This window comes from Nonomuraea sp. GTA35 (assembly GCF_041950525.1).
GTDB lineage: Bacteria > Actinomycetota > Actinomycetes > Streptosporangiales > Streptosporangiaceae > Nonomuraea.
Window position 1 is genome coordinate 686,343 of the sequence record NZ_JBGNUV010000001.1, and the last position, 26,640, is coordinate 712,982.

The following is a 26,640-nucleotide window of genomic DNA, read 5'->3' on the forward strand; positions in this document are numbered from 1 at the left end:
TGGTGCGACGCCACCGAACGGGGGGTTCGCGATGAGCGGGGTGCGGGCGCCGGGATGGGAGGCGCCGGTCACGGTGGCGGAGCTGGTCAACGCGGGGCCGCTGGCCGGGGCGCGGATGTACGGCGCGGGTGAGAACCCCGTGCGCGGGGTGCGGATCGTGGACGAGCCGTCGGTGTTCGCCACGGTCGCGCCGCACACGGCGGTGGTGCTGATCGGGACGGCGGCCAGCGGGGGCTGGGCGGTGGAGATGGCCATGCGCCGGGCCTGGGAGCAGGCGGCGGCGTGCGTGATCGCGCCCGCGGGCAGGCTGAGCGAGGGCTCGGGTGAGGTGCTGGCGGAGCGGCTCGGCGTGACGTTGATCTTCGTGGACGAGGATCCGCTGATCGTCGCGGTGCGGGTCGCGTCCGCCGCCTCCCGCCCGGACGCGGCCCGCACGCAGCTCGTGGCCCGCTGCGCCACCCGGCTGGCCGAGGCGGGCGCGTCGGCGCGTCGGGTGCTCGGCGTGCTGAACGCGGAACTGCCGGGCACCTCGGTCGCCTTCCTCGACCGGTACGGCCTGCCCCTCGCGGGCCGGCGTGACGCCGTCGGCGACACGGCCGCGTGGCGGGGGCAGCGTGACGCGGGGAGCGGCCCGGTTGCGGAGCGGGGCCAGCGTGACGCGGCCGGCGGACCGGTCGCGGGGCCGGGGCGGGGTGAGGTGGGAGGTGAGTCCGCCGGTGGGCGGGGCCGGTGGTCGGCCGAGGTGGTGGTGCCCGACGAGGAGGGCGGGGTGCTGGGAACGCTGGTGGCCGCCGGGTCGTCGCGGTCGCCTGGCTGGCCGGCTGTGGTCCGTACCGTGCTGGGGCTGGCGGTGGCGCCGCTGACGGCGTGGGCCGCGCGGGAGCGCCTGCGTGCCTCCCGAGACTTCACCCTGCAGGCGTCGCTCGCCGAACGCGTCCTCACCGCGCCCGAACACGTTCTCGCCGCGCCGGAGCCCGCCCCAGAGCCCGCCCCAGCGCCCGCGCCCGGCCGCGAGGCCGCCTCCGAGTCCGCCTCCGAGTCCGCCCCCCAGCCCGCCCCTGAGCCCGGTCGCGAGCCCGGGCCTGAGCTCGCGACCGAGCCTGGCCGCGAGCCCAGGCCCGGGCGTGGAGCCAGACCCGAATCCGGATCAGAGCACGAGCCCGAGGCGACGGCGGGCGACAGCGTGCGGGCCGCCGCGATCGCGCTCGGCTGGCCGGTCAGGGGCCCGCTCACGGCGTACCGGATCCGCCCGCTGACCGAGCCGGGCGACGCCCAGCTCGCCTACACGCTCATCACCGCCACCCTCGGCCAGGTCCCGGTCATCGTCAGAGGCGAGGGCTGGGCGGGCTGGTCCGCGCTGGGCCCGGACGAGCTGGCCGAACGCATCCGGCAGGCACTGCGGAGCATGCCGTGGCTGTGCGCCGGGGGAGTGGGCGGCCAGGTGGAGGGGCTGGACGTGCTGGCGGAGTCGCTGCTGGGGGCGGAGGCGGCGGCGTACGTGGCGGGCGCGGGCATGGTGCAACGGGCCGACCGGATCGGCCCGGCGGAGCTGCTCGGGGCGCTCCCGACGGGGGCGCTGCGGGCTCCGGCGGCCGTCGTGCTGCGCCCGCTGCTGGCGATCGACAGGGACGGCACGCTGCTGGAGACGCTGGGAGCGGTCCTGGACGAGGGCGGCGCGCTGAAGGCGGCCGAGCGGCTGGGCGTGCACCGCAACACGATCACCACCCGGCTGGACCGCATCAAGTCCGCCGGTTTCGACCTCGACGACGCCGCCACCCGCCTGGCCCTGCAGCTCGCCTGCCACGTGATGCTGCGCTGAGAACGCGCATGGCATGCTCGTATCGGCACTTCCGGAAGGAGATCCCGTTGGCGGAGGCGGAGCTGTCAGGCGCGAGCAGGTTGCTGGCCGTCAGTGACCTGCACATCGGCTATCCCGAGAACAGGGCCATCGTGGCGGAGCTGAAACCCGTCACGCCAGGCGACTGGCTGCTGGTGGCGGGCGACGTGGGGGAGCGGCTGGAGGGCATCACGTGGGCGCTGAGCCTGCTGGCGAGCCGGTTCGAGCGGGTCGTGTGGGTGCCGGGCAACCACGAGCTGTGGACCGTGCCGGGCGAGCCGCCCGAGCTGCGGGGGGTGGCGCGCTACGAGCACCTGGTGGGGGTGTGCAGGGAGCTGGGCGTCGTCACCCCGGAGGACGAGTATCCGTTATGGGAGGGCGCGGGCGGGCCGGTGCGGATCGTGCCGCTGTTTCTCCTGTACGACTACACGTTCCTGCCGCCGGGCCACCACACCAAGGAGAGCGCCCTGACCTACGCCCACAGCACGGGCGTGGTCTGCACCGACGAGTACGTCCTGCACCCCGACCCGTACCCGACGCGCGACGCCTGGTGCCGTGCCCGGGTGGCGCTGACCAGCCGGCGGCTGGCCGGGCTGGACGACGACGTGCCGCTGGTGTTCGTCAACCACTACCCGCTGGTGCGCGAGCCGACGGACGTCCTGCGTTATCCGCAGTTCGCGCAGTGGTGCGGCACCACGGCCACGCGCGACTGGCACCGCCGCCACCGCACGGCCGCCATGATCTACGGTCACCTGCACATCCCGCGCGTCACCTGGCACGACGGGGTGCGTTTCGAGGAGGTCTCGCTCGGCTACCCGAGGGAGTGGAAGCCGCGCCCGGGCAACCGCCGCCTGCTGCGCGACGTGCTGCCGAACTCATAGCCCCTTCAGATAGGCGGCGAAGGCGCTCAGGGCGGGCTCGGGGTCGGCGCGTCCCACGCCGATCCTGAACCGGTCGCGGGGCGTGTCCGTCAGCTCGGAGCGGTAGATGCTCGCGGGCAGCAGCAGCACGCCGGCCCGCTCGACCAGTTCGGTGCAGAACGACTCGACGCCGCCGGGGCCGAGGTAGCGGGGGAAGGCCACGCAGCCGCCGTCGGGCGCCCGCCACTCGAACAGGTCGCCGTACTGGGCGAAGAACGCCTCGAACCGGGGCAGGTTCGCGGCGATGATGCCCCGGTTGCGTTCCAGGATCCGGTCCCTGGCCTTGATCGCGATCCGGGCGAGCACCTCGCTGGGTGCTGAGTTGCAGATGGTGGTGTAGTGCTTGGCGCGTTCGAGCCGGGAGCGCAGCTCGCGGTCGCGGCAGGCGATCCAGCCGATCCGCAGGCCGGGCAGGCCGAGCGACTTGGAGGTGACGTTCAGCGACAGCGCGGTGGGCGACAGGTCGGCGGCCTGCGGCAGCGTGCGGGCGGGGTCGAGTTCGAGGCCGCGGTACACCTCGTCGCTGAACAGGTGGATGCCGCGCTCCTCGCACATCGCGGCCAGGCGGGCCAGGTCAGCGGCGGGGATGAGCGTACCGGTGGGATTGTGGGGGAAGTTGATCGACACCACGCGGGTGGCGGGGCGGATGGCCGCCTCCACGGCGTCGAGGTCGAGCGCCCAGTCGCGCTCGGGGTCCAGGGCCACTCCGGTGACCTCGCACAGTGACAGGGGCACGGTCTCGGCGGCCTGGTAGTTGGGGGTGATCACGACGGCGTGGTCGCCGGGGCCGAGCAGGACCTGCATGGCCAGGTAGAGGGCCTCCTCCGCGCCGGTGAAGCAGATCACGGCGTCCTCGCCGACCTGCTCGTACGTGCTCGCGACGGCCTGGCGCAGCTCCTGGGCGCCGAACGTCTCGGTGTAGCCGAGCGAGAGCGTCTCCCAGGCGCGGGCGTCGTCGGGGTCGGCCAGGGCGAGCAGCTCGGCCATGGTCATGGTCTGGGCGTCGGAGGCGGTCAGGTGGTGCCGCGCGGTGAACTCCCAGCGGGAGAAGTAGACCTCCAGCCGGAAGTCGGGCAGTCGGCTCATGGACGGCTCCTTCTGGGCTCGGCGGGCGGCACGTACGGGGGGATCGCGTCGGATGTTATGCCCAACCTGGACGTTTCATTCGATCCGGGCGGGGACAACGCTAACCGCAAACACTTCTTCGCGAACAACTCTTTGCGAAGAACTGTTTGCAGTCTAGTCTCCAGATCATGAGCGAACCCGACAAGAGCGTCGTCGTCCTCGACGCGCGCGGCCTGCGGGCCCTGGCCCACCCCGTGCGCGTGCAGCTCGTGGACCTGCTGCGCAAGCACGGCCCGTCCACCGCCACCCGGCTGGCCGAGCGCCTGGGGGTGAACTCGGGAACGGCCAGCTACCACCTGCGCAGGCTCGGCGCGGCCGGGTTCGTCGAGGAGGACGTCGAACGCGGCAACGCGCGCGAGCGGTGGTGGCGCTCGGTGCACCGCGTCACCCGGCTGACGGGTGAGGAGCTGGCCGAGCGCGAGCCGGAGGCGGTGCTGGCGTACATGCAGTCCGTCGCCGCCCTGTACAACATGCGCACCCAGCAGGCGCTCAACGAGATGCAGACCATGTCCAGGGAGTGGCGCGGCGTGCTGGACCTCAGCTCGTACGCGCTGCGCCTGACCCCGGAGGAGGGGCGGCGGCTGCGCGCGGACCTGGGCGAGGTGATCTCCCGTTACCGCCCGGACGAGCCCGACGCGCAGGCTCCCGACGACGCGGTCCGGGTCTCGCTCATCACCCAGGTCCTGCCGGACCCGGCATGAGGTCGCGCTCCCTGGCAGGAGTGCTGGCGGCCATCACGGTGGCGCTGACCGGGACGCGGGTGTCGGCCATCGCGCTGCCCTGGTTCGTGTACGTGAGCACCGGGAGCGCGGTGCACACGGGGATGGTGGCGTTCGCCGAGATGGCACCGTACGTGCTGGTCAAGGCGCTGGTCGGGCCCATGCTCGACCGGGTGGGGCCGCGGCGCGTCTCCTGGATCGCCGACGTGGTCAGCGCGGCGGCGGCCGGCACGGTCGTCCTGCTGCACGTGCTCGGCGTGCTGCCGCTGGGCGCGCTCGTCCCGCTCGTCGCGGTGATCGGCGCGGCCCGCGGGCCGGGCGACCTGGCCAAGGAGATCATGATCCCGGAGGCGGCCGAGCGCGGGCGGGTGCCGCTGGAGCGGGCCACCGGTCTCATGGGCGTCACCGAACGGCTGGCCCAGACGGTGGGGCCCGCGGCCGGGGGCGTGATCGTCGTGGCGCTCGGGCCGATGACGAGCCTGGGGGTGAGCGCCGGATGCTTCGCGCTGGGCTCGCTGATCGTGGCCTGGGCGCTGCCGCGCGGCATGGGGCAGGGGGCGCCGGCGCGGCCGGAGGGGGAGCGGGAGGGGTACTGGCGGCGGTTCGGGCAGGGGGCGGCGTTCCTGCGCGGCCAGCCGCTGCTGCTCGCCCTGATCGTCGTGGTAGGCGTCACGAACCTGCTCGACGCGGCCTTCTCCCAGGTGCTCGCGCCCGTGTGGGCCAAGGAGTCCGGCCACGGGCCCGCCGTGCTCGGGCTGAACAGCGGCGTGATGGGCCTGACGGCGGTCGGCGGGAGCCTGGTCGCGGCGGCGGTGGCGCACCGGATGCGGCGGCGGCCGGTGTTCTTCGTGGCGTTCCTGCTGGCCGGGCCGCCGCGGTTCCTGATCCTGGCCGCCGACCTGCCGGTGTGGGGGATCGTGGCCGTGTTCGCGGTGAGCGGGTTCGCCGGGGGGTTCCTGAACCCGATCCTGGGAGCGATCACGTACGAGCGGGTGCCGCGCGGGCTGCTGGGCCGGGTGGGCGCGCTGCAGACCTCGCTGGCCTGGGCCGGCATCCCCGTCGGTGGCCTGCTGGCCGGGGCGGCGGTGTCGCTGGCGGGCCTGGCGCCGGTCCTGCTGGCCTGCGGCGCCGCCTACGCCCTGGCCACGGGCGTGACCGGCCTGCGCCCGGAATGGCGGGAGATGGACCGGCGCCGCGGCCGCTCCGCCGTCCCGGCACCGGCGGAGGGCACCGGGACGGCGCTCGGCCCGCAGCCGAGGGGCGGGGTCAGCGGGTGATCATGCCCTGGGCCAGGTCGGCCGCCGTCGCCTCCGGCGTGCGCAGCTCGGGCGGCCCGTAGCCGCCGCCACCGCCCGACTCGCACCGCAGCACGTCCCCCGCCCGCACCGGCAGCGCGTTGGCCTTGAGCATCTCCCGCTCCCCGTCGGTCCCCGGGTTGAGCGTGACGCGCGGGGGAGCGCCCGCCAGGCCGCCCGCCAGCCCCCACGCCGGGGTGACCGACCGCTCGAACCACAGCGACAACGACGTGTCCCCGCAGAACTCGTACTCCCGCACCACCCCGTTCCCGCCCCGCCACCGCCCGGCCCCGCCGGTGTCCGGCCGGACCTCGTAGCGGGTGACGCGGACCGGGAACAGCGTCTCCAGCACTTCGATCGGCATGTCCCGCAGCGACCCGTTGACGTTGTTGATCAGGCAGCTCTCGCCGTCGCCGCCCTCCCAGGCGCCCCAGCCGCCGACGGTGGCCTCCTGCGAGACGTACAGCTTGCCGGTGCGCGGGTCCGTCCCGGTGAACTGCACGATCATCGAGTCCCCGTACGAGGCCGCCGCCGCCTTGTCCGGCATCGCCCGCGCCAGGGCCTTGACCACGAGGTCGATGAGCAGCCCCAGGTGCGAGTAGTAGTACTGGCAGGCGGCCGGCGACTCGGCGGCCAGCATCGAGCCCGGCCTGGTCTCCACCGACAGCGGAAGGAACGAGCCCCCGTTCAGCGGCACGTCGCCGGAGACCAGCAGCTTGTAGCCGACCCGCACGGCCGCCACCGCCTGCGCCGCGCCGCAGTTGACCGGGCCGAGCGCCTGGTCGGCGCAGTCGGTGAGGTCCACGTGCATGCTCTCGCCGGACACCGTGACCGTCACGTTCACCGGCAGCGGCGTGGCCAGGTCGATGCCGTCGTTGTCGAGGAACCCCGACGCCTCGTACACCCCGTCGGGGACGGCCGCGATGGCCGCCCGCTCCATGCGCTCGGTCTGGGCGAAGATCTCGTCGCGGGCCGCCAGCACCGTCCGCAGCCCCCACCGGCCGACGATCTCCTTCAGCCGCCGCTGCCCGGTCATCGCGCAGCTCACCTGGGCCCGCAGGTCGCCGAGCGTGGCGGCCGGGAACCGTACGTTGCGGGAGATGACCTCGTGCAGGTCGCGGCAGGGCTCGCCACCCGCGTACACCTTCACCGGGCCCAGCCGCAGGCCCTCCTGGAAGATCGAGGTGGAGTCCATGGAGCCGCCCGGGTCCTTGGAGCCGACGTCCAGCCAGTGCGCCCGCGACGCGGCGAACCCGGCCAGCTCCCCGTCGGCGAAGATCGGGCCGTAGACGGTGACGTCGTTGAGGTGGGTGCCGCCGATGTAGGAGTCGTTGAGCACCCACACGTCGCCCTCCTGCCAGACCTCCCGCCCGTACAGGCGTTCGGTCTCGCGGGTGCACACCTCCAGGTTGCCCAGGAAGATCGGCAGCCCGGACGACTGGCCGAGCACGTTGTGGTCGCGGTCGAGCAGCGCGACCGCGCAGTCCTTGGCCTCGTAGATGACGGGGGTGTAGGAGCTGCGGATGAGGGTGGTGTTCATGTCCTCCGCCGCCTGCAGCAGCGCGCAGCGGATGATCTCGGTGGTGACGGGGTCGATCACGTGTTCACTTTCAGGATGAGGAAGCCGTTGTCGTCCACGGTGGCCAGGCAGCCGGGCGGGATGACCGTGGTCGCGGTCTCCTCCACCACGATCGCGGGCCCGGCCAGCTCGCCGTCCAGGCCGGCGCGGCGCAGCACGGGGGTGCGGTGCACCTCGCCGTCGAAGATCACATCCCGGACGTCCGGAGCGTGCTGCTCCGGGACGCCGGCGGCCGGGGCGGCGGTGCGCGGGAACGAGCCGAACCCGGTGCTGCGCAGCATGACGAACTCCACCGGCGCCTCCGGCGTGGCGTGCCCGTACCGCGCGGTGTGCGCCTCGGCGTAGCGGGCCGCGATCTCCGCCAGGAAGCCGGGCTCGGCCGGCTCGGCGGCGTCGCGCAGCGGGATGGTGAGCGTGTAGTCCTGGCCCTCGTACCGCATGTCCACGGCGTGCTCCACCCGCCGCCGCTCCTCCGGGACGCCCTGCCCGGCGAGCGCGTCGAGCGCATCCCGCTCCAAAGTCACAAGATTTCCGGACATGTCGGAGCCGTCGAGCGTGTCCTGCGGCCGGAAGTACGGATGCGTCAGATCCCTGCGCACCTCCGCCTCCAGCATCCCCCACGCCGAGAACGCCCCCGGGAAGCGCGGCACCACCACCTCGGAGATCCCCAGCTCGCGCGCGATGAACGCCGCGTGCATCGCCCCCGCGCCCCCGAACGCCACCAGCGCGAACTCCCGCGGCTCCACCCCGTGCTCCACGGTCAGCGTGCGGATCGCCTGCGCCATCTTGGCGTTGGCCACGTCGCAGATGCCCTCGGCCAGTGCCAGCGGATCGAGCCTCAGCTCCCCGGCCAGCTCCGCGACCGCGACCCCGGCGGCCTCCACGTCCAGCGTCATCAGCCCGCCGGCGAACCACGCCGGATCCACCCGCCCGAGCACCACGTTCGCGTCGGTGACGGTCGGCCGCGTGCCGCCCCTGCCGTAGCAGGCGGGCCCCGGCACCGCGCCGGCCGACTCCGGGCCGACCCGCAGCGCGCCCGCCTCGGCGTAGGCGAGGGAGCCGCCGCCCGCGCCGATCGTGTGCAGGTTCACGATCGGCATCAGCACCGGGTACCCCTCGATGCGCGCCTCGCTGTTGACGTCCGGACGCCCGTCCACGACCAGCGACACGTCGAACGACGTGCCGCCCATGTCCACGCAGATCACATGGCCCCGGCTCGCCCCGCCGGCGCCGGGCCCGAGTCCGAGGAGCCGGGAGGCGGCCACGCCGCCCATCGTCCCGCCGACCGGCCCCGACAGCAGCGTCTGCAGCGGGCGGCGCATCGCGTACGAGGCGTTGACCAGCCCGCCCGACGACTGCATCACGTGCACCGGCACGGCCAGCCCGCGCTCGGTGAAGCGCCGCTCGATCCCGGCCAGGTACCGGCGCACCACCGGCCCGGTGTACGCCTCCAGCACCGCCGACGACGTGCGCTCGTACTCCCGCCACTCCCGCGCCACCTCGTGCGAGAGCACCACCAGCACGTCCTCGCCCAGCTCGGCCCGCAGGATCTCGCCCGCCCTGACCTCGTGCGCCGGGTTGGCGTAGGAGAACAGCAGGCACACCGCCACCGCGTCGAACCCCTCGGCCCGCGCCCGCCGCGCCGCCGCCCGCACCGACTCCTCGTCCAGCGGCGCCAGCTCCCGCCCCCGGTAGTCGAGCCGGCCGCCCGCCTCCATGACGTCCTGGCGCGGCACCAGCGGCGCCGGCTTGCGGTAACGCAGGTCGAACATGCGGTCCCGGTTGCCCCTGGCGATCTGGTAGACGTCCCGGCCACCCCGGCTCGCCAGCAGCAGCACGCGGGCGCCCTTGCGCTCCAGCAGCGCGTTGAGCCCCTGGGTGGTGCCGTGCACGAAGAACGAGATGCCCGCCGGATCGTCGACGACCCGGCCGAGCGCGGCGAACACACCCTCGGCCAGATCCCCCGGCGTGGTGGGCGCCTTCGAGGCCGTGACGGCACCGGACCGCTCGTCGTAGCAGACGACGTCCGTGAAGGTGCCGCCGATGTCCATGGCGACGCGATAGCTCATGCGGTGAACCGTACGAGGCGGCGGCGCCCGCCCCGATGTGCGGGGCGCACATCCCGCGGCGAGCGGCAGTGCATCCCGCAGGGTCAGCCGATCCGGTTGCCGTCCCCGGTGACGATCACGCCGCTGGTGCGGCCCCCCACCGCCACCGGCCGGTCCCCGGAGGCGGTGAGCGCCACCCGGGAGAGCATCGCGGCCACCTCCCGCCGCAACAGCGGGTCCGCCCGGAACTCCTCGATGATCGCGCTCCGCAACGCGGCCCGGCCTGACTCGTCGTCGGGCTTGGCGCCGGCCACGCGGCCGATCACCTGGTGGGCCTGCGCGTCTCCCCGTCCGAAGACCCGTTGCAGGATGCGCGAGCCGCGGGCCACCTCGGTGTCCGCGGCCAGCTCGCTGGTCTTGGCCAGCACGCCGGTGCCGTAGGCGTCGATCGCCGCCGTGACGAAGGGCATGATGTCGTCCGCAGTGTCCATGAGACCCTCCCATAGGTCCTTATGGAATGACGAGATCGTAGCTCCCATAGTTCCGGCGGCGAGGGCATACCCTTGCGACTGTGCCTGCCTCGTACCTGACATTGAAGACCGTCGTCGAGCACGAGACGGAGGCGCGGCGCTCGCGCTTCATCTGCGCCCTGGCCCCGGCGCGCACCGTCGAGGAGGCCGCGGCGTTCATCGCCGGGCGCCGCCGCGAGCATCCCGCGGCCACCCACAACTGCACCGCGTACGTGATCGGCGAGCGCATCCAGAAGGGCGACGACGACGGCGAGCCCGGCGGCACCGCGGGCACGCCCATGGTGCAGGCGCTGGTGGGCAGGGGGTTCAGCGACGTGGTGGCGGTGGTGACGCGGTACTTCGGCGGCACCCTGCTGGGGGCGGGCGGGCTGGTGCGCGCCTACGGCTCGGCGGTCACCGAGACGCTCGACCGGGCCGAGCCCGTGCGCATGGTCCCGGCCAAGCTGGTGCGCGTGGCGGTCGCGCACGACCAGGCCGGGCGGGTGGAGAACGACCTGCGGGCCTCCCGCCACGCGGTGCGGGAGGTGACGTACGCGGGCGAGGTCACCTTCGACGTCGCGGTGGGCGACGACGAGGTGCCCGCGTTCGCCGACTGGGTGGCCACGCTGACGGCCGGCCGGGCCCGCGTGGAGCTCGGCGACGACCTCCACGTGCCCGCCTGACCCGTTCGCGGTCAGCCCTCCAGGGCGTACTGCATGACGCGGAACTTCGCCTGTGCCTCGGCCAGCTCGGCCGCCGGGTCGGAGTCGCCCATGATCCCGCCGCCCGCGAACAGCCGCGCCCGCCGCCCCTGCACCAGCCCGGAACGCAGCGCGATGCCCCACTCGCCGTCGCCGTTGGCGTCGATCCAGCCCACGGGACCGGCGTAGCCGGCGCGGTCCATGCCCTCCAGTTCGCGGATGACCTGGATCGCCGTCTTCGTCGGGGTGCCGCCGACGGCCGCCGTCGGGTGCATGGCCGCCACCACGTCCAGCACCGACGCCCCGTCGGCCAGCCGCCCGGTGACGTGGCTGGCCAGGTGCTGCACGTTCGGCAGCACGAGCAGCTCAGGCTCGTCCGGCGTGGTCAGCGAGGAGCACAGCGGCGACAGCGTCTGGCGCACGGAGGCGATCGCGCACTCGTGCTCGTGCCGGTCCTTCGCCGAGGCGAACAGCGCCGCCCCGCGCGCCAGGTCGTCGGCCGGGCCGGTGCCCCGCGCGGTCGTGCCGGCCAGCACCAGCGACTCGATCTCCTGCCCCGTGCGCCGGATCAGCAGCTCCGGCGTCGCGCCGACCAGCCCCGCCACCGAGAACGTGTAGCACTCGGGGTAGCGCGCGGCCAGCCTGGACAGCAGCAGCCGCACGTCGATCGGCCGCTCGGCGGTGGCGACCAGGTCGCGCGCCAGCACCACCTTCTCCAGCTCGCCCTCGCGGATGCGCCGCGCCGCGCGCGCCACGACGTGCTCCCACTCGGGCGCGGTCAGGCTGCCGTCGCCGTAGCTGATCCGGCCCGGGTCGCGGACCGGGGTGAACGTCTCCAGCGGCGCGTCGCCGATCGTGGTCAGCCAGGCGTGGCCGTCGCGGCGGGCGAGCACGGCCCGCGGGACCACGAGGACGGAGCCGCGGGCGTCCTCGTCGAAGGTGAAGCTGCCGAAGGCGACCGCGCCGGAGCCGGGGGTGCGCACGTCGTCGTGCACCTGCGCGTCCCCGAGCACGGTGGCCAGCCACTGGCGGGCCCAGGCGAACCTGCCGGGCCCCGGCGGCACGGCCACACGGGCGGCCTCTCCCCAGCCGACGAGGCCCTCTCCGTTCCTGATCCACGCGTAAGGGGCCGTCCGGGGGAGGGAAGCCAGCAGGTCACCGGGGTCGCCGACAGGGGTGGTGCGAACCGGCAGCGGGCGGGTTGTTCCGAGCGCGACACTCACCCAAGACACTCTATGCGGGAACTGAACACGTTCGACTCGGACCCCCGTGAATGCGCGGTTACGGGCAAAGAACCCAGAAAAAACCGGATGCCAAGGAGTATTGGGACGGACCCTATCCGGTCTGGTCTGTCAAGCTGCGATATGAAGTCGGTCCTGAACTGGCAGACCTCGCCCCGAGGTCATGGTGGGCCGCTGATCGGCTCCCTAACTTGGAGCCCATGATCGCTCGCCTGGGGCCCGTCCTGGCCACCGCCGTCGTGCTCACCGCTTCGGGCACTCTCCCCGCCGCCGCCTCCTCCGCCCAGCCCGTCCCCAGCGTCATGGCCGCGCTCGGAGACTCCATCTCCACCGGCTTCAACGCCTGCGGCTGGTACGTCTCCTGCGCCGCCCGCTCCTGGTCCACCGGCGACAGCGGAGAGGTGAGCAGCCACTACGCCCGCCTCACCGAGCTGTCTGGAACGCTCCAGAAGCACAACCTCAACTTCGCCGTCCCCGGCGCCACCAGCGCCGACCTGCTCGGCCAGATGAGGAAGGCCGTCGCGGCCAAGGCCGACTACGTGACGATTCTCATAGGCGCCCAGGACGCCTGCACCCGTACCGAGCAGTCGATGACCCCCGTCGGCACCTACCGGCGGCGCCTGGACGCGGCACTGGCCGAGCTGCGCTCCGGCGTGCCGGGGGCCAGGGTGCTCATCGCCAGCGTCCCCGACGTGCGGCGGTTGTGGCAGGTCGGCAAGGACAACGCGCTGGCCCGCACGTTCTGGGCGACCGGCCGTATCTGCCAGTCCATGCTGGCCGCCCCCACCTCGACCCGGCGCGCCGACGACCAGCGCCGGGCCAGGGTGCGGGCCCGCGTGATCGCCTACAACCGCGCCGCCGCCGGGGCCTGCGCCGCGTACGGCCGCAACTGCCGCACCGACGGGGGAGCGGTGTTCTCCTACCCGTTCACCCTCGACCACGTCAGCAAGTGGGACTACTTCCACCCCAACACGGCCGGGCAGCGGGTGCTGGCCGAGCGCACCTACGCGCGCGGCTTCACCTGGCTCGACCCGCGCTAGCGGCACTGCGCGAGCATGGTCCTCTTGTCGGCCGAGGTGACGGGGATGTCGTACTTGAGCGACACCTGGGCCCACCGGGTGACGTAGGCGCACCGCACGGCCCGCCGGGGCGGCAGCCAGCTCGCCGGCCCCGAGGCGTCCTTCTGCTCGTTGGCCTCGCCGTCCACGGGCAGGAGGTTGAGCGGGTCGTTGGCGAAGTCCAGCCGCTTGGACATCGGCCACCGCGGCGCGCCCATCCGCCACCCGTAGTTCAGCGGCACCACGTGGTCGACCTGCACCTCGTCGGCGTTGTCCTTGCGCCAGTGGATCAGCCGCCCGGTGTAGGGGTCGGTCAGCTCCATCGACACGACCTCGCAGCTCGACCCGGCCCTGAACTTCACGTTCTGCCCGTCGCGGGCCAGCAGGTCGTCACGGGTGCGGCAGCCGTTGCGCGCGTACGGCACCCCGGTCGCGCTGTCGGCCCAGTTCTCCCCGTACCGGGTGCGCGCGTAACCGGTGTTGGGGCCGAACCCCTTCACCCGCAGCCGCTTGATGAGCCCCCGCGCCTCGGACCTGTCGGCGTCGGAGATGATGGGTGCCAGACCCGGCAGGGTGCCGCTGATGTTGCCCAGAGGGCTGGCCGCCGTCGCAGGCGGGGTCTTGGCGCTGCCGATGAGGGAAACGACGATGATGGCTCCAGCGAGGACCGCGACCGCGTCCTTGGTGCTCAAGCACGCCTCCATGAGCTCCAGGTTGTCTAGAGAAATTCCCGGCATCGCCAGTTTTGACACGGGGAGGGTTGTGTGACTGATCGTCCCATCGATCCGGACGTCGATCTGCACGTGCCGGCGCAGCGGGCCGAGCTGCACTGGCCGGTGCTCGCCGCGATCGCGGCAGGCGGCGCGCTCGGCGCCCTGGCCAGGTACGGCGCGCAGACCGCGCTGCCGAGCGGCCCCGCCGACTTCCCGTGGGCGACGTTCCTGGTCAACGTGTCGGGCTGCCTGCTCATCGGGGTGCTCATGGTGGTGATCACCGAGGTGCGGACCGCCCACCGGCTGGTGCGGCCGTTCCTGGGGGTGGGGGTGCTGGGCGGGTACACGACGTTCTCGACGTACGTGGTGGACGTGCAGCGGGCGGTCGCCGCGGGCGCGCCGGTGACGGGGCTGGCCTACCTGGCCGCCACGATGCTCGCGGCGCTCGCTGCGGTGGTGGCGGGCATGTGGCTGACCCGGCGCGCCGCCGCCGCGGCGGGGGCGGGCGCGCGGTGACGGTGCTGCTCATCGTGCTGGGGGCGGCGGTGGGGGCGCCGCTGCGCTACCTGGCGGACCGGGCCGTGCAGGCGCGCCACGACACCGTGTTCCCCTGGGGGACGCTGACGGTCAACGTCGCCGGGTCGGCGCTGCTGGGCTTCCTGGCCGCGCTGCCGGCCGGGAGTGCGGTGTGGGCGCTGGCGGGCACGGGGTTCTGCGGGGCGCTGACGACGTACTCGACGCTGGGGTACGAGACGGTGCGGCTGGTGGAGGAGGGCGCCCGCTTCCACGCGGCCGCCAACGCGGTGGCCAGCGTGGTGGCGGGCCTGGGAGCGGCCTACTGCGGGGCGGCGCTGGCCCAGGCAGTATGATCGCCGGGGAGGGACGACACGTGAGCCATGTGTTAGCGCGGCTGGCGGGGCACGGAGTGACCCTGGTGCCCTGGTGGCCCTACGGCTTCGAGCGCTCTCCCGACACCCCTGGCGTCGTCACCGTCATTCACGGGGCGGGCGAAGCGACGCGCACGGCGGCGGTCGACGTGACCGACGCCCGCACGGTCGAGCACGTCGTCGAGGTGCTCCCCGGCCCCGGCGAGAAGGTCTGGCGGATCGAGACGTCGCAGTACTCGGTGATCTGGCCGGACGCCTTCGCCATCGAGTCCCCGCCGACCGGCGACTCCACCCCGTTCTACCTGTGGGGCCCGGACGAGTCCCTCATCTATCCGCAGGGCCCGCTGGCCCGCGACCGCATCCCGCCGCTCGTCGAGCTGGCCGGCCCCGGCCAGACCATGGTGTCCCAGCAGCGGGACCCCGGGCTGGAGTCGGTGCACCTCGCCTACCGGCACGAGGGCGAGAGCTGGCGTCAATCCCACCATCTGGTGCCCTTCGGCGGGGGCCGCGCGCTCGTCATCACCGCCCAGGCGCTCGCCGCCCACGCCGACCTGACCTGGCAGGCCGCCCAGGCCGTCGCCCGCAGCGTGACGGCGCGCCCGCCCCGCCTCTAGCGCGACAGCTGCTGCCGCGGGCGTCCAGGGCGGCGTTCGTCGTGACGCTGTCACGGAATCAGGCGCCGGAACCCGCGATGGAACGGAATGTCACGCCTCCAGGGAAGGGAGGCGTGATGGTCGCTGAGGTCTGGTCCGCCGGGGACGCCTACGAGGCGTACGTCGGCCGGTGGAGCCGCCGTGTCGCGGAGGCCTTCGTGCGCTGGCTGGGAGTGCCCGGCGGCGCGCGCTGGCTGGACGCGGGGTGCGGCACGGGAGCGCTGACCGCGGCGATCCTCGCGGTGGCGGAGCCCGCCGAGGTCCTCGGCCTGGACACCTCCGAGGGGTTCCTGGCCGCTGCCCGGAACCGGGTCACCGATTCCCGCGCCGGCTTCCGCGGCGGCGACATGCGGGCGCTGCCGCTGCCGGCGGGCCGGTTCGACGCCGTGGTCAGCGGGCTGGCGCTCAACTTCGTCCCCGATCCGGGGCGCGCGGTGGCGGAGTCGGCCAGGGTCGCCGCGCCGGGCGGCACCGTCGCCGCCTACGTGTGGGACTACGCCGGCGGGATGGAAATGATCAGGCACTTCTGGGACGCCGCCATCGCCCTCGACCCGGCCGCGGCCGAGCTGGACGAGGCACGCCGGTTCCCGCTGTGCCGGCCCGGCGGCCTGCGCGCCCTGTGGACGCGGGCCGGCCTGGACGGCGTGACCGTCCGGGCAATCGGGACGGCCACCACGTTCGCCGGGTTCGACGACTACTGGGGGCCGTTCCTCGGCGGCCAGGGACCGGCGCCCGGTTACGTCACGTCCCTCACCGAGGAACGCCGGCGCGCCCTGCGGGAGTCGCTCCGCGCCCGCCTGCCCGCAGCTCCGGACGGCTCCATCCCGTTGACCGCCGGAGCGTGGGCCGTCCGCGGCACCGCCCATCACCGAACACACCGATCACGACAGGGGAGATCATCGCAATGAACGAAGCACGACTCATGGAGTTCCTCGGCAAGTTCGTCAGCGACGTCGGCGCCACCATGGCGGCGGGCGGAGTCGTGATCGGCGACAAGCTCGGCCTCTACCGGGCACTCGCCGACAAGCCGCAACTGCCGCAGGAGCTGGCCGATCGCACGGGCACGGCCCCGCGTTACGTCGAGGAGTGGCTGCGCGGGCAGGCCGCCGGCGGCTACGTCGAGTACGACGCCGCGACGGGACACTACTCCCTGAGCGAGGAGCAGGCGTACGCGCTCACCGACCCGGACGGCCCCGTGCTCGGCGGCTTCCAGCTCGCCATCGGCGCGCTGAAGGCCGAGCCGCGGATCACCGAGGCGTTCCGCACCGGCAAGGGGCTCGGCTGGCACGAGCACGACGACGACGTGTTCTCCGGCTGCGAGCGCTTCTTCCGGTTCGGGTACACCGCCAACCTCGTCAGCGCCTGGCTGCCCGCGCTCGACGGCGTGGAAGGCGGGCTGCGCGCCGGGATCCGGGTCGCCGACGTCGGATGCGGGCACGGCGCGTCCACCACGCTCATGGCGCGGGCCTTCCCCGCCTCGGCGTTCGTCGGCTGGGACTACCACGGGGCATCCGTCGAGCAGGCCCGCGAGCGGGCGAAGGCTCTCGGGCTCGGCGACCAGGTCGAGTTCCGGGTGGGCAGCGCGCAGAGTTTCGACGGCGGGCCGTACGACCTGGTGACCACGTTCGACGCGCTGCACGACATGGGCGATCCGCTCGGCGCCGCACGTCAGGTGCGCGGCCGGCTCACCGACGACGGGACCTGGATGATCGTGGAGCCTGCGGCGGGCCGGTCGCTGAGCGAGAACCTCAACCCGGTGGGCCGCGCCTACTACGCGTTCTCGGCATTCCTGTGCGTGCCCAACGCGCTGTCGCAGGAGGGTGGCTACGCCCTCGGCGCCCAGGCGGGCGAGGAGCCGGTACGGCGGCTGGCGGCCGAGGCCGGGTTCACCCGGTTCCGCCGGGTGGCGGAGACCCCGTTCAACATCGTCTACGAGGCGCGGCCGTGAGGAGTTACTGTGTAAGCAAGTAATCATCTGGAGGACTCCATGGCGGACCCCCTCGACGCCTACTCCCAGGTCGTGTCGTCCGTGGCGGCCGAGCTGCTGCCGAAGGTGGCGAGCGTGCGGACCCGCCAGGGCAGCGGGTCCGCGGTGGTGTTCACCGCAGACAGGTTCCTGCTGACGAACGCGCACGTGGTCGGCTCCGCCCGGTCGGGCACCGTGGCGTTCGCCGACGGGTCCTCCGGCGAGTTCCAGGTGATCGGGCGGGACCCGCTGTCGGACCTGGCCGTGATCAGGGCGCGGGCGGCCACGCCGCCGCCCGCCGAGCTGGGCGACAGCGACGGCCTCGTGGTCGGGCAGCTCGTCGTGGCCGTGGGCAACCCGCTCGGGCTGACCGGGTCGGTCACGGCCGGAGTGGTGTCCGGGCTCGGGCGGTCGCTGCCCGCGCGCAGCGGCTCCAGCATGCGGCTGATCGAGGACGTCATCCAGACCGACGCCGCGCTCAACCCCGGCAACTCCGGCGGGGCGCTGGCCGACTCCCGGGCGCGGGTGGTCGGGATCAGCACGGCGGTGGCGGGGATCGGGGTGGGGCTGGCCGTGCCGATGAACGGCACGACCCGCTCCATCATCGCGGCCCTGATCAGGGACGGCCGGGTCCGGCGGGCGTTCCTCGGGCTGGTGACCTCGCCGGCGCCGCTGCCCGAGGAACTGCGGCGGCACACCGGGCAGAGCGGGGCGATGCGCGTGGTCGAGGTGGTCCCCGGATCGCCCGCGCACCGGGCCGGGCTGCGCGCCGGCGACCTGGTGCTCAGCGCCGGCCGCAACCCGGTGGCCGACGCGCAGAGCCTGCAGCGGCTGATGTTCGCCGAGGCGATCGGGCGGCCGCTGCCCATCACCGTCCACCGCAACGGCGCGCTCGTGGACGTCATCGCCGAGCCGGTGGAGCTCACCGGCACGGGCGTGTGACGACCCCCGCCCGCCCGCACGTGCAGGGGCGTGGGCCCGTGATCAGGGGCACGGGGGCGGGAGCTCGGTCGCGTCGGCCGGGCGGGACCTGGCGTCGCGGCGGGCCAGCAGGTCGGCCAGCAGCGCGTCCCACTGCTGCCCGATGACGTCCACGTCGTACGTGCGGGCCGTCTCCAGCGCCCGCGCGGCCAGGCCGCGGCGCAGCGGCTCGTCCTCGATGACCCGGATGATCGACTCGGCGAGGTTGGCGTTGGTCCGCGGCTTGACCAGCAGCCCGTCCACCTCGTGCGTGATCATCTCCTTGGGCCCGTGCGGGCTGTTGAAGCTGACGATGGCCAGCCCCTTGGCCATGGCCTCCAGGATCGTCATGGGGAAGCCCTCGTGCCGCGAGCTGAGCACGTAGATCGACGCCTTCTCCAGCTCCGCGCCCACGTCGGCGGTGGGTCCCGGCAGCTCGACCTTGCCCTCCAGGCCCGCCTCCGCGATCTGCTGGCGGAGATTGCCCTCCTGCGGCCCGGCCCCGAAGATGCGCAGCTTCCAGTCGGGGTGCGCGGCGGCGACCGTCTCCCAGGCGGTGATCAGCCGGTGGAAGCCCTTGATCCGGGTCATCCTGCCGACCGCCACGGCCACCTTGGTGTCGAGCTTGGACACGTCGCCCGACATCGGCGGCACGGCGTTGGGGATGCGCGCCAGCTTGCGCGGCTTCTTCGGCAGCGTCTCGCGGTAGTCGCGCAGGTCGGCCTTGGTGAGCGTGACCAGCGCGTCGAGGCGGCGGTAACGCCACTTGATCAGCTCCTGGACGGGCTCCGGCTGCGTGCGCAGGGCCACGTGCTCCTGCCCGATCGTGATCACGCCGGGCGGTGCTAACTGGGCCATCGCGAGGTTGAGCCCCGGCCGGGTGGCCATCAGCACGCCGGTGTCGAGCGAGCGGATGAAGCGGGCCAGCTTGAGGTCGGTCCAGAGGTTGAAGCGGTGGTAGGCCGACTCCTCCTTCGGGATGAGCTTGCTCGGCATCTTCGACAACATCGCGCGTACGGGGTCGTGGCCCGGGTTGAGCCGGTCGTCCAGGAAGCGGAACCTCACGCGCGGATCGATGGGGAAGAACGGCTCCTCCGCCTCCTTCAAGATGCTGACGATCTCCACGTCGTGCTGCTCGGCCAGGTAACTGGCCAGGTTGAACACGGTCCTGATCGTTCCGCCCATCCCGTGGGCGTGCAGCAGCAGGATGCTCACCCGCTGAGTCGAGGGCGGTGGCGCGCTGCTCGCCTTGCGCCGGTTGTATCCCCGATAGAGCCGTCGCATCGCCGATTTGCCCTTGCGTGCCAGTGCGCGCACCTGACAGATCCCCCTTAGTCGCGGAAGCAGTCTCAACACACGTGGCCGGTGGTGAGAACGGTTGCCTCACCACCGGCCGATCATCTCTCCGTCGGCGGAGTGCACTCTGTTCATCCCCGATGCACTTTCCCCACCTATGATCTTTAGACGCCATAAAGGTCATTAAGGTTGCATGCGCGGCCTGTGCCGGGGATCGGGAGTGTGCGGCGGCTGCTCGGCCAGCAGCTCCAGCGCGACGTCGATGGCCCGCTCCAGCTGCGTGTCCACGCCTCTGGCGTAATCCTGCGGGGTGATGTCCACCTCGATGTCGGGATCGGTGCCGTAGTTCTCCACCTGCCAGCCCCCGTCGTCGAACACGTCGTCGAAGGCGAAGGAGAACTCCGGCTGCGTGGTCACCGTCCCGTCGGCCAGCGTGTGCCGCGGCCAGATGCCGATCACGCCGCCCCACGTGCGCCGACCGACCAGCGGGCCCAGCTTCAGCAGCTTGAAGGTGTGGCTGAAGATGTCGCCGTCGGAGCCCGCCCACTCGTTCGTGATCGCCACCAGCGGGCCGCGCGGCGACTCCGGCGGGTACGGCTCAGGATCGCCCCACCGCGGGTAGTCGTAGCCGAGCCGCCGCCTGGCCAGCTTCTGCAGCAGCAGCGACGACACGTGCCCGCCGCCGTTGAAGCGCACGTCCACGATGAGCGCGTGCCGGTCGTACTCGGCCAGGAACCCCCGGTGGAACTCCCCGAACCCGTCGGGCCCCATGTCCGGCACGTGCAGGTAGCCGATCCGGCCGCCGGAGCGCTGGTGGCACTGGGCGCGGTTGAGGTTCACCCAGTCGCGGTAGCGGGCGGGCTGCTCGTCGGCCAGGGCCCGCACGGTGACGGTGAAGACGCGCTCCTCGCGCCGCAGCGTCAGCTCGACCTCCTCGCCGGCCTGGTTGACCAGACGCTCGTTCGGGGTGGCCGTCGCCGCCCCGATGGGCGCGCCGTTGATGGCGAGCACGGCGTCGCCCGTACGCACGTCCAGCCCCACCCGGTTGAGCGGCGAGGTGGCCTGCGGGTCCCACGGGTCGCCCGTCACGACGGCGGCGATGTGGTAGACGCCGTCGCGCAGCCGCCAGTCCACGCCCAGCTTGCCCTGGCTGTAGTCCGGGCCGGGGCGGTACTCGCCGCCGCTCTCGTAGGCGTGGCTGGTGGCCAGCTCGCCGTGCAGCTCCCACAGCAGGTCGGAGAACTCGCCCCGGGTCGTCACCCGCTCCACCAGCGGCCGGTACCGGTCGTACACGGCCGGCCAGTCGACGCCCGCCATGTCCTCGGTCCAGAAGTTCTCCCGCTGCAGCCGCCACGCCTCCTTGAACATCTGCCGCCACTCGGCCTCCGGGCAGACCGACACCTTGATGCGCGACAGGTCGACCCAGCCGCTCTGCCGCCCGGGCGCCTCCTCGTCGCCCGGCACCTCGCCCGCCTTCACCACGCGCAGCCGGCCGCCCGCCCGGTACAGCAGCGTCCTGTGGTCGCGTCCCAGCTCGAACCCGCTCACCCCGTCGGCGAACGTCTCGCTCTCGCCCTTGGCGAAGTCGAACAGGTGCAGCGTGTCGTCCCCGTGCAGCGGGCTGGTCAGGATCAGCGCCTTGCCCTTCAGCCCCGCCACCCGCTCGTAGCGGCCCTCCGGCAGCGGGAACGCGGTGACCCTGCGCACCAGGCCGTCCACGTCCACGCGCAGCGGCTGGTCGTCCTCGTCATCCCCGTCGTCCTCGTCGTCGTCCTTCTCCTCCAGCGGGCGCGGCCGGGGCACGAACGGGTCCGGCACGTCCGCGCGCAGCGCCACCGCGTACGGGCGCGTGCCCAGCGGGAAACCCAGGTCGAACTGGAGCTGGTCGTAGACGGGGGAGAAGGCGCGCTGGCCGATGAAGTACAGGTACCTGCCGAGGGGGTCGAAGGCCGGCATCGAGTCCTTCAGTACCGGCTCGCTGGCCTGCGCCGTCCGGCCCGTCTCCGGATGGTGCAGCTTGATCGCGGTGGTCTGGGCGTTGAGCGGGCTCGCGTACGCCAGCCACAGGCCGTCGTGCGACCAGGCGGGATCCTCGGGCGGCCCGTGCGGGTTCGCCTCCACCAGCTCCGAGCGCCCGGACTCCAGGTCGAGCAGGTGCAGCTCGTGGCGGTGGTTGACGACCGCGACCCGGTCGTGGGCGGGGTCGGGCACCAGCTCGTTGATCCGGCCCAGCCGGGCCACCTCCGTGCCGGGGCCGCCCTCGCCGCCCTCCAGCACGACCAGCTTCTCCTCGTCGCCGTCGTCGCTGGCGGCCGCGATGAGCCGTACGCCGTCGTTCAGCCAGGTCAGGAAGCGGTAGCGGACGCCGTCGGGGGAGCCGTGCTGCCGTACCGGCCCCTCCCAGTTCGCCATCGCGTACGCCTTGCCGCGCGCCGTGATCGCCAGCGCGCTGCCGTCGGGGCTGAGCGTGGCGCTGTCGAGGTAGTCGGCGGCCTCGACGAACCTGCGGTTGCGCTGCGTCCTGGAGCTGGCCAGGTGCACCTCCAGCCGGTGCGGCCGCTCGCCCGGCTCCAGCAGGTAGAGGTCCGCGCCCGCGTGGTAGACCAGCCGGTGGCCGTCGCCGGACAGGTTGCGCGCGTAGTAGTCGTCGTGGTGGGTGTGCTTGCGCAGGTCCTGGCCGTCAGGGGTGCACGAGTAGACGTTGCCGACGCCCTCGTGGTCGGAGATGAAGCACACCCGGTCGCCGCTCCAGCACGGCGAGGCCAGGTTGCCGGGCAGCCTGATCAGCCGCCTGAACTCGCCGTCGCCGCTCGGGTCGACCCACAGGTCGCCGACGGTGCCGCCGCGGTAACGCTTCCACCGCGCCGGGTCGGCGGTGTTGCGGCCCAGCACGATCATGTTCTCCGGTCCGTACGCGATCGAGTTCGCCGGCCCGTACGGCAGCCGCTCCGGCACCCCGCCGGGCGCCACCCGGTGCAGCCACTTGCGGCCCTCGAACGGCTGGGACTGGTCGCTGGCGTACAGGATGCGGCCCTCCGGGTCCCACCCGGTCACCGTGCAGCGGGCGCCGTGGAAGGTCACCCTGCGGGCCGCGCCGCCGCCGGACGGCATCACGTACACCTCTTCCGGGCCCTCCTCGCGCCCGACGAACGCGAGTTGGTCGCCACGCGGGGAGATGCGTGGATAACCGGCCTCGGCCTGCCCGGCGGTCAGCCGGAAGGCCCGGCCGCCGCGGGCGGAGACCATCCACAGGTCGTCCTCGGCGGCGAAGACCACCACGTCCTGGAAGACGGCGGGGAAGCGCAGGTATGCCGACATGGCAGCTCCACTGGTCGATCGGACAGCCGGGGCACTTGGCGGGCCGCGGCCGTCCGATCACATCACCGTCGGGCGGCCGATGCCTCAGCCTTCGTCGGTGGTCTTCCGGCTCTCCCGCTTCGTCTCCTTGGCCTGCCTGCTGTTCTTGATGGCCTGCTTCTTGGACTTGCCGGACTTGGACGTGGGTTTCTTCTTCGTGTCAGCCATCGGAGATTCCCCCCTGTAACGGACGAGATGCACCTGATTGGTACACCAAGCCACTTAATACCCATCTAGCGCCGAAACCCGACATACCGCCAAGCCGGGCCGCCGGCCTGGCGGTCGGCTCGTGCCGGTTACCTGAGTCGCCGGTCGCCCGCCGGCTCCGACCACCACACACCCTCGCCGTGCGACAGCCCGGGCAGGCGCCGCTCGACCTCGTGCACCACCGCCGCCGGGATCTCGCCCTCCAGCACCCAGCCCTCTCCATGCCTGCGCGCCTCGCGCAGCTCCCCGCCCAGTCCGGCCAGCTGCGCCGTGACCGGGCCGAACGCCTCCAGCGGCACCTCCGCCTCGAAGCGGTGGCACGGCTCGTACACGACCGTGCCCGCCCGGCGCAGCGCCCGCGCCAGCACGACCTGCGCACGCCCGCGGAAGTCGGCCGCCACGGTGACGGGCGAGGAGTAACCGGTCCTGGTCAGCGTCACCAGAACGTCGGTCACCGGCCAGCCGTGCGGCCCCTCGCGCAGGGCCAGGCGCACGCTCTCCTCGATCGCCCGGTGGAAGGCCGGCGGCAACGACCCGAGATCGACCTCCAGCCGGTAACGGACCCCGGATCCCCTGGGGGCGGGCTCGACGCGCAGCCCGACGGTGGCCATGAAGTCGTTGCGGCCCTGGCGCTGGATCTCCTCGACCGCCTCGCCGGTGCCCGCCGGGCGTTCGAAGTACACCGGACGGCTCGGCTCGAAGTCGGCCTCCACGCCGAAGTCCCTGGCCAGGGTCTCGCCGATGACCTCCTTCTGCACCTCGCCGTAGAGCAGGACCGAGGTGTGGCCGCCGGCCAGCGTACGGGTGCCGATCAGCGGGTCCTGCTCGGCCAGCGCGAGGAGCGCGGCGTGCAGGCGGGGCTCCTGGCCGGGGACGCGGGGGCGGACCACGGTCTCGAGGCTGGGCGGGGTGAAGTGCGCCTGGCCCGCCGGCCCCGGCGCGCCGAGATGATCGCCGACCCGGATCTCCGGCACGCCCCACACCCTGACGATGTCACCGGCCACGGCCTGGCTCTCGCCGGGAGCGCCGGTGACGGCCAGCGCGGTCAGCCGGGCCTCGTACCCATGGCCGGCATCCACCTGCCCGCCGCTGTGCGTGCGCGTGCCGGCGCTGCCGGTCGGGCGGAGACCGTCATCGCCGCTCCGTCCCTGCCCGCGATAGAAGATCAGCGGTTCCCGCACCCGCAGGACCCCGGACCGAATCCGCACGTAGGCCACCTTCTCCCCGGAGGCGGCCCGCTCGATCGCGAACACCGTGCCCGTCGCCGTGCCCTCCTCCGCGACCCGCGGCACGGCGGGGAAGAACTCGGAGATGCCGTCGAGCAGCTCGGGCAGCCCCCGGCCGGTGATCGCCGAGCCGAACAGCACCGGATACGCCACACCGTCGCCGCACTGCCGCGCCAGCGTCGCGCGTACCGTCCCCTGATCGGGTGTCTTGCCGTCGACGAGCAGCTCCAGCAGCTCGTCGTCCCGCTCGGCCAGCACCTCGGCGGCCTCGTACGGCCCGGCGACGGGCCGGGTGACGGCGGCCGGGGTGCCGATGCCGTCGACGGTGTTGAGCGGGACGCACGAGGCGGAGAGCCGGCGCCGGATGTCGGCGAGCAGCCCTTGCTCCCGTGCCCCCGCTCGATCGATCTTGTTGACGAACAGCAGGGTGGGCAGGCGCAACTTGCGCAGGGTCCTCATCAGGACCCGGGTGTGCGGCTGCACCCCTTCGACGGCCGACAGCACCAGCACGGCACCGTCCAGCACGCCGAGCGCGCGCTCGACCTCGGCCACGAAGTCGGCGTGGCCGGGTGTGTCCACCAGGTTGACCCGCAGGTCGCCCAGGACGAAGGAGGCCACGGCGGCCCGGATGGTGATGCCGCGGCGGCGTTCGATCTCGCCGCTGTCGGTCTGGGTGCTGCCCTCGTCCACGCTGCCGAGCCGGTCGATGACGCCGGTCTCGAACAGGAGCCGCTCAGTGAGGCTGGTCTTTCCCGCGTCTACGTGCGCGAGGATGCCGATGTTCAGGACGTGCTTGATCAAGGAGCCCTCGGGAAACTCTCGTGCCGATGCTGTGCTGGGAGATTCCGGGGCGGCGCCGCATCCCAAGCTCCTTGATCGTGGTCCGGCGAATGCCCGGCCATCCTGCCACCGCCGTCGCGGCCCCGCCAGCGAATTTCCGCTCAGCAGGGTGCCGCGGACCGCACGCGCCCGCCTGGCGTCGGCCTCACCTGGTGCCGACCTCCTCGGGTGCCGGCGGCGTGGCGCCGCGCCCGCCTGGTGGGCGGTGCGCCCGCTGCCAGGCGCGGTGGCGTTCGCGACGTCGGGCCCGTGCGCCGGCCGGCTCCTGCTGGAGCCACGCGCCGCTCCAGCCCGGAGCGCACCAGGACGGCGAGTCACCCGCCGCGCAACAGCACCCCGGACGGAACACCTCAGCGCGTCAGAGGAGGCGGAGTTGCTCGGGCCGGGGCGGTGGTGACGGGCGGCGGGGTGGGATGCGGCGGGCCATGGCCGGGGTGGCGCGGCCGACTCCGTGGCGTTCGGCGAGCTCCTTGACCAGGGCGGTCACCCGCTGCTGGTACGACTTCGGCGCGTACGCCCCCCGCCCGTACAGCTCCAGGTAGCGCGGCACCAGGCGCGGGTGCTCGCGCGACAGCCACCTCAGCCACCACTCCCGGGCTCCCGGCCGCAGATGCAGCACGATGGGGGAGATGTGGGTGGCGCGCGATTCGGCGATCTGCTTGACCGTGCGGTCGAGCTGCTCGGGGGAGTCGGTGAGGTAGGGGAGGATGGGCGCCATCAGGACGCCGCAGGCGATGCCGTTGTCGTTGAGGGTCGCGCACGTCTCCAGGCGGCGGCGCGGGTTGGGCGTGCCGGGCTCGACGGCGCGCCACAGCTCCTCGTCCACGAAACCCACCGAGACGTTGGCGCCGACGTCCGTCACGTCGGCGGCCTCGGTGAGCAGGTCGAGGTCGCGCAGGATCAGGGTGCCCTTGGTGAGGACGGAGAACGGGTTGGCGGCGTCGCGCAGCGCGGCCAGGATGCCGCGCATCAGCTTGTAGCGGCCCTCCGCGCGCTGGTAGCAGTCGACGTTCGTGCCCATGGCCACGTGGTGGCCGCCCCAGCGGGGCGAGGCGAGCTCCTTGCGGGCCAGCTCGGCGGCGTTGACCTTGACGACGATCTTGGAGTCGAAGTCCGCGCCGGCATCCAGGTCCAGATATTCGTGTGTTTTTCTGGCGAAACAGTAAACGCAGCGGTGGCCGCAGCCCCGGTAGGGGTTGATCGTGAAGTCGAACGGGACTCGGCTGGCGCCGGGGACCCGGTTGATGATGGATCTGGCCCGGATCTCGTAGAAGGTCATCCCCTTGAACTCGGGCGTGTCGAACGTGCGGGTGACCGCGCCGCGGGCGAAGAGCGGCTCGGTCGGATCGGCCCGCCCTGGCGCGGTCAGGCGGAGGTTGTCCCAGCGCATGGCATGATTAGAACAGTCGTTCGAGCTTGATCGCAAAGCGAAAAGAGGTGGCAATTTAGTGGTCAGGCGGGGGCTAATGATCTTCATGGTTGGGCAGGAAGATGCCGTAGAGC

At 73.1% G+C, this 26,640-nt stretch carries 23 protein-coding genes; 12 read left to right on the plus strand and 11 right to left on the minus strand.

Features of this window, described 5'->3' with window-relative positions:
- The first annotated feature begins 31 nt into the window (after positions 1 to 31).
- Positions 32 to 1,819, plus strand: a complete 1,788-nt coding sequence (locus ACBJ32_RS03035) for a helix-turn-helix domain-containing protein (protein WP_375125299.1) — start codon at positions 32 to 34, stop codon at positions 1,817 to 1,819.
- Positions 1,820 to 1,866: 47 nt separating this feature from the next.
- Entirely contained in the window at positions 1,867 to 2,718 is an 852-nt protein-coding gene (locus tag ACBJ32_RS03040) for a metallophosphoesterase family protein (protein WP_375125300.1), read from the plus strand.
- Here ACBJ32_RS03040 and ACBJ32_RS03045 read toward each other — a convergent pair.
- Positions 2,713 to 3,843, minus strand: a complete 1,131-nt coding sequence (locus tag ACBJ32_RS03045; protein WP_375125301.1) for an aminotransferase class I/II-fold pyridoxal phosphate-dependent enzyme — start codon at positions 3,841 to 3,843, stop codon at positions 2,713 to 2,715. The two genes, ACBJ32_RS03040 and ACBJ32_RS03045, sit on opposite strands and share 6 nt — an antisense overlap.
- 167 nt (positions 3,844 to 4,010) lie before the next feature.
- Between ACBJ32_RS03045 and ACBJ32_RS03050 the strand changes: the two genes are divergently transcribed.
- Both ACBJ32_RS03050 and ACBJ32_RS03055 read left to right on the plus strand, forming a co-directional pair.
- On the plus strand, positions 4,011 to 4,583 hold the full coding sequence (locus ACBJ32_RS03050; RefSeq protein WP_375125302.1) for an ArsR/SmtB family transcription factor: 573 nt from the start codon (positions 4,011 to 4,013) through the stop codon (positions 4,581 to 4,583).
- Complete coding sequence (locus ACBJ32_RS03055) at positions 4,580 to 5,878, plus strand: MFS transporter (protein WP_375125303.1); 1,299 nt, start codon at positions 4,580 to 4,582, stop codon at positions 5,876 to 5,878. The genes ACBJ32_RS03050 and ACBJ32_RS03055 overlap by 4 nt, the downstream gene beginning before the upstream one ends.
- Here the strand turns inward: ACBJ32_RS03055 and ACBJ32_RS03060 are convergent.
- The 3 genes from ACBJ32_RS03060 to ACBJ32_RS03070 form a co-directional block, all read right to left on the minus strand.
- Entirely contained in the window at positions 5,868 to 7,496 is a 1,629-nt protein-coding gene (locus ACBJ32_RS03060) for a hydantoinase B/oxoprolinase family protein (protein ID WP_375125304.1), read from the minus strand. The genes ACBJ32_RS03055 and ACBJ32_RS03060 overlap by 11 nt on opposite strands.
- A complete protein-coding gene (locus ACBJ32_RS03065) occupies positions 7,493 to 9,544 on the minus strand; it encodes a hydantoinase/oxoprolinase family protein (protein ID WP_375125305.1) in 2,052 nt (683 codons plus the stop codon). The genes ACBJ32_RS03060 and ACBJ32_RS03065 overlap by 4 nt, the downstream gene beginning before the upstream one ends.
- An 83-nt stretch (positions 9,545 to 9,627) precedes the next feature.
- On the minus strand, positions 9,628 to 10,014 hold the full coding sequence (locus ACBJ32_RS03070; RefSeq protein ID WP_375125306.1) for a hypothetical protein: 387 nt from the start codon (positions 10,012 to 10,014) through the stop codon (positions 9,628 to 9,630).
- Positions 10,015 to 10,094: 80 nt separating this feature from the next.
- Between ACBJ32_RS03070 and ACBJ32_RS03075 the strand changes: the two genes are divergently transcribed.
- Positions 10,095 to 10,715, plus strand: a complete 621-nt coding sequence (locus ACBJ32_RS03075; RefSeq protein WP_253742636.1) for a YigZ family protein — start codon at positions 10,095 to 10,097, stop codon at positions 10,713 to 10,715.
- 11 nt (positions 10,716 to 10,726) lie between these two features.
- On the opposite strand, the gene ACBJ32_RS03080 is transcribed toward ACBJ32_RS03075, so the two are convergent.
- Positions 10,727 to 11,956: an isochorismate synthase MenF gene (locus ACBJ32_RS03080; protein WP_375125307.1), complete on the minus strand. Its 1,230-nt coding sequence runs from the start codon at positions 11,954 to 11,956 to the stop codon at positions 10,727 to 10,729.
- 218 nt (positions 11,957 to 12,174) lie between these two features.
- Between ACBJ32_RS03080 and ACBJ32_RS03085 the strand changes: the two genes are divergently transcribed.
- Entirely contained in the window at positions 12,175 to 13,014 is an 840-nt protein-coding gene (locus ACBJ32_RS03085; RefSeq protein WP_357889265.1) for a GDSL-type esterase/lipase family protein, read from the plus strand.
- Here the strand turns inward: ACBJ32_RS03085 and ACBJ32_RS03090 are convergent.
- Positions 13,011 to 13,724, minus strand: coding sequence for an HNH endonuclease family protein (locus tag ACBJ32_RS03090; RefSeq protein WP_375125308.1), 714 nt, complete (start codon positions 13,722 to 13,724; stop codon positions 13,011 to 13,013). The two genes, ACBJ32_RS03085 and ACBJ32_RS03090, sit on opposite strands and share 4 nt — an antisense overlap.
- A 72-nt stretch (positions 13,725 to 13,796) precedes the next feature.
- Here ACBJ32_RS03090 and ACBJ32_RS03095 point away from each other — a divergent pair, with 72 nt between their 5' ends.
- The 6 genes from ACBJ32_RS03095 (at position 13,797) to ACBJ32_RS03120 (ending at position 18,193) form a co-directional block, all read left to right on the plus strand.
- The gene (locus ACBJ32_RS03095; protein WP_375125309.1) at positions 13,797 to 14,261 is read left to right on the plus strand and encodes a CrcB family protein; all 465 of its coding nucleotides are present in this window, start codon (positions 13,797 to 13,799) and stop codon (positions 14,259 to 14,261) included.
- Complete coding sequence (gene crcB / locus ACBJ32_RS03100; protein WP_357889258.1) at positions 14,258 to 14,614, plus strand: fluoride efflux transporter CrcB; 357 nt, start codon at positions 14,258 to 14,260, stop codon at positions 14,612 to 14,614. The genes ACBJ32_RS03095 and crcB overlap by 4 nt, the downstream gene beginning before the upstream one ends.
- 20 nt (positions 14,615 to 14,634) lie before the next feature.
- Entirely contained in the window at positions 14,635 to 15,246 is a 612-nt protein-coding gene (locus ACBJ32_RS03105; protein ID WP_375125310.1) for a hypothetical protein, read from the plus strand.
- A gap of 116 nt (positions 15,247 to 15,362) precedes the next feature.
- Complete coding sequence (locus tag ACBJ32_RS03110; RefSeq protein WP_375125311.1) at positions 15,363 to 16,193, plus strand: class I SAM-dependent methyltransferase; 831 nt, start codon at positions 15,363 to 15,365, stop codon at positions 16,191 to 16,193.
- Entirely contained in the window at positions 16,190 to 17,233 is a 1,044-nt protein-coding gene (locus ACBJ32_RS03115; RefSeq protein ID WP_375125312.1) for a class I SAM-dependent methyltransferase, read from the plus strand. The genes ACBJ32_RS03110 and ACBJ32_RS03115 overlap by 4 nt, the downstream gene beginning before the upstream one ends.
- 39 nt (positions 17,234 to 17,272) lie before the next feature.
- Entirely contained in the window at positions 17,273 to 18,193 is a 921-nt protein-coding gene (locus ACBJ32_RS03120) for a S1C family serine protease (RefSeq protein ID WP_375125313.1), read from the plus strand.
- Positions 18,194 to 18,235: 42 nt separating this feature from the next.
- Here ACBJ32_RS03120 and ACBJ32_RS03125 read toward each other — a convergent pair whose 3' ends face one another.
- The 5 genes from ACBJ32_RS03125 to ACBJ32_RS03145 form a co-directional block, all read right to left on the minus strand.
- The gene (locus ACBJ32_RS03125) at positions 18,236 to 19,426 is read right to left on the minus strand and encodes a glycosyltransferase family 4 protein (protein WP_375125314.1); all 1,191 of its coding nucleotides are present in this window, start codon (positions 19,424 to 19,426) and stop codon (positions 18,236 to 18,238) included.
- Between the two features lie 264 nt (positions 19,427 to 19,690).
- The gene (locus ACBJ32_RS03130; protein ID WP_375125315.1) at positions 19,691 to 22,825 is read right to left on the minus strand and encodes a PDZ domain-containing protein; all 3,135 of its coding nucleotides are present in this window, start codon (positions 22,823 to 22,825) and stop codon (positions 19,691 to 19,693) included.
- Between the two features lie 84 nt (positions 22,826 to 22,909).
- Positions 22,910 to 23,032, minus strand: a complete 123-nt coding sequence (locus ACBJ32_RS03135) for a hypothetical protein (RefSeq protein ID WP_375125316.1) — start codon at positions 23,030 to 23,032, stop codon at positions 22,910 to 22,912.
- Between the two features lie 128 nt (positions 23,033 to 23,160).
- Entirely contained in the window at positions 23,161 to 25,098 is a 1,938-nt protein-coding gene (locus ACBJ32_RS03140) for a GTP-binding protein (protein WP_375125317.1), read from the minus strand.
- A gap of 397 nt (positions 25,099 to 25,495) precedes the next feature.
- On the minus strand, positions 25,496 to 26,527 hold the full coding sequence (locus ACBJ32_RS03145; RefSeq protein ID WP_375125318.1) for an Rv2578c family radical SAM protein: 1,032 nt from the start codon (positions 26,525 to 26,527) through the stop codon (positions 25,496 to 25,498).
- Positions 26,528 to 26,640: the final 113 nt, after the last annotated feature.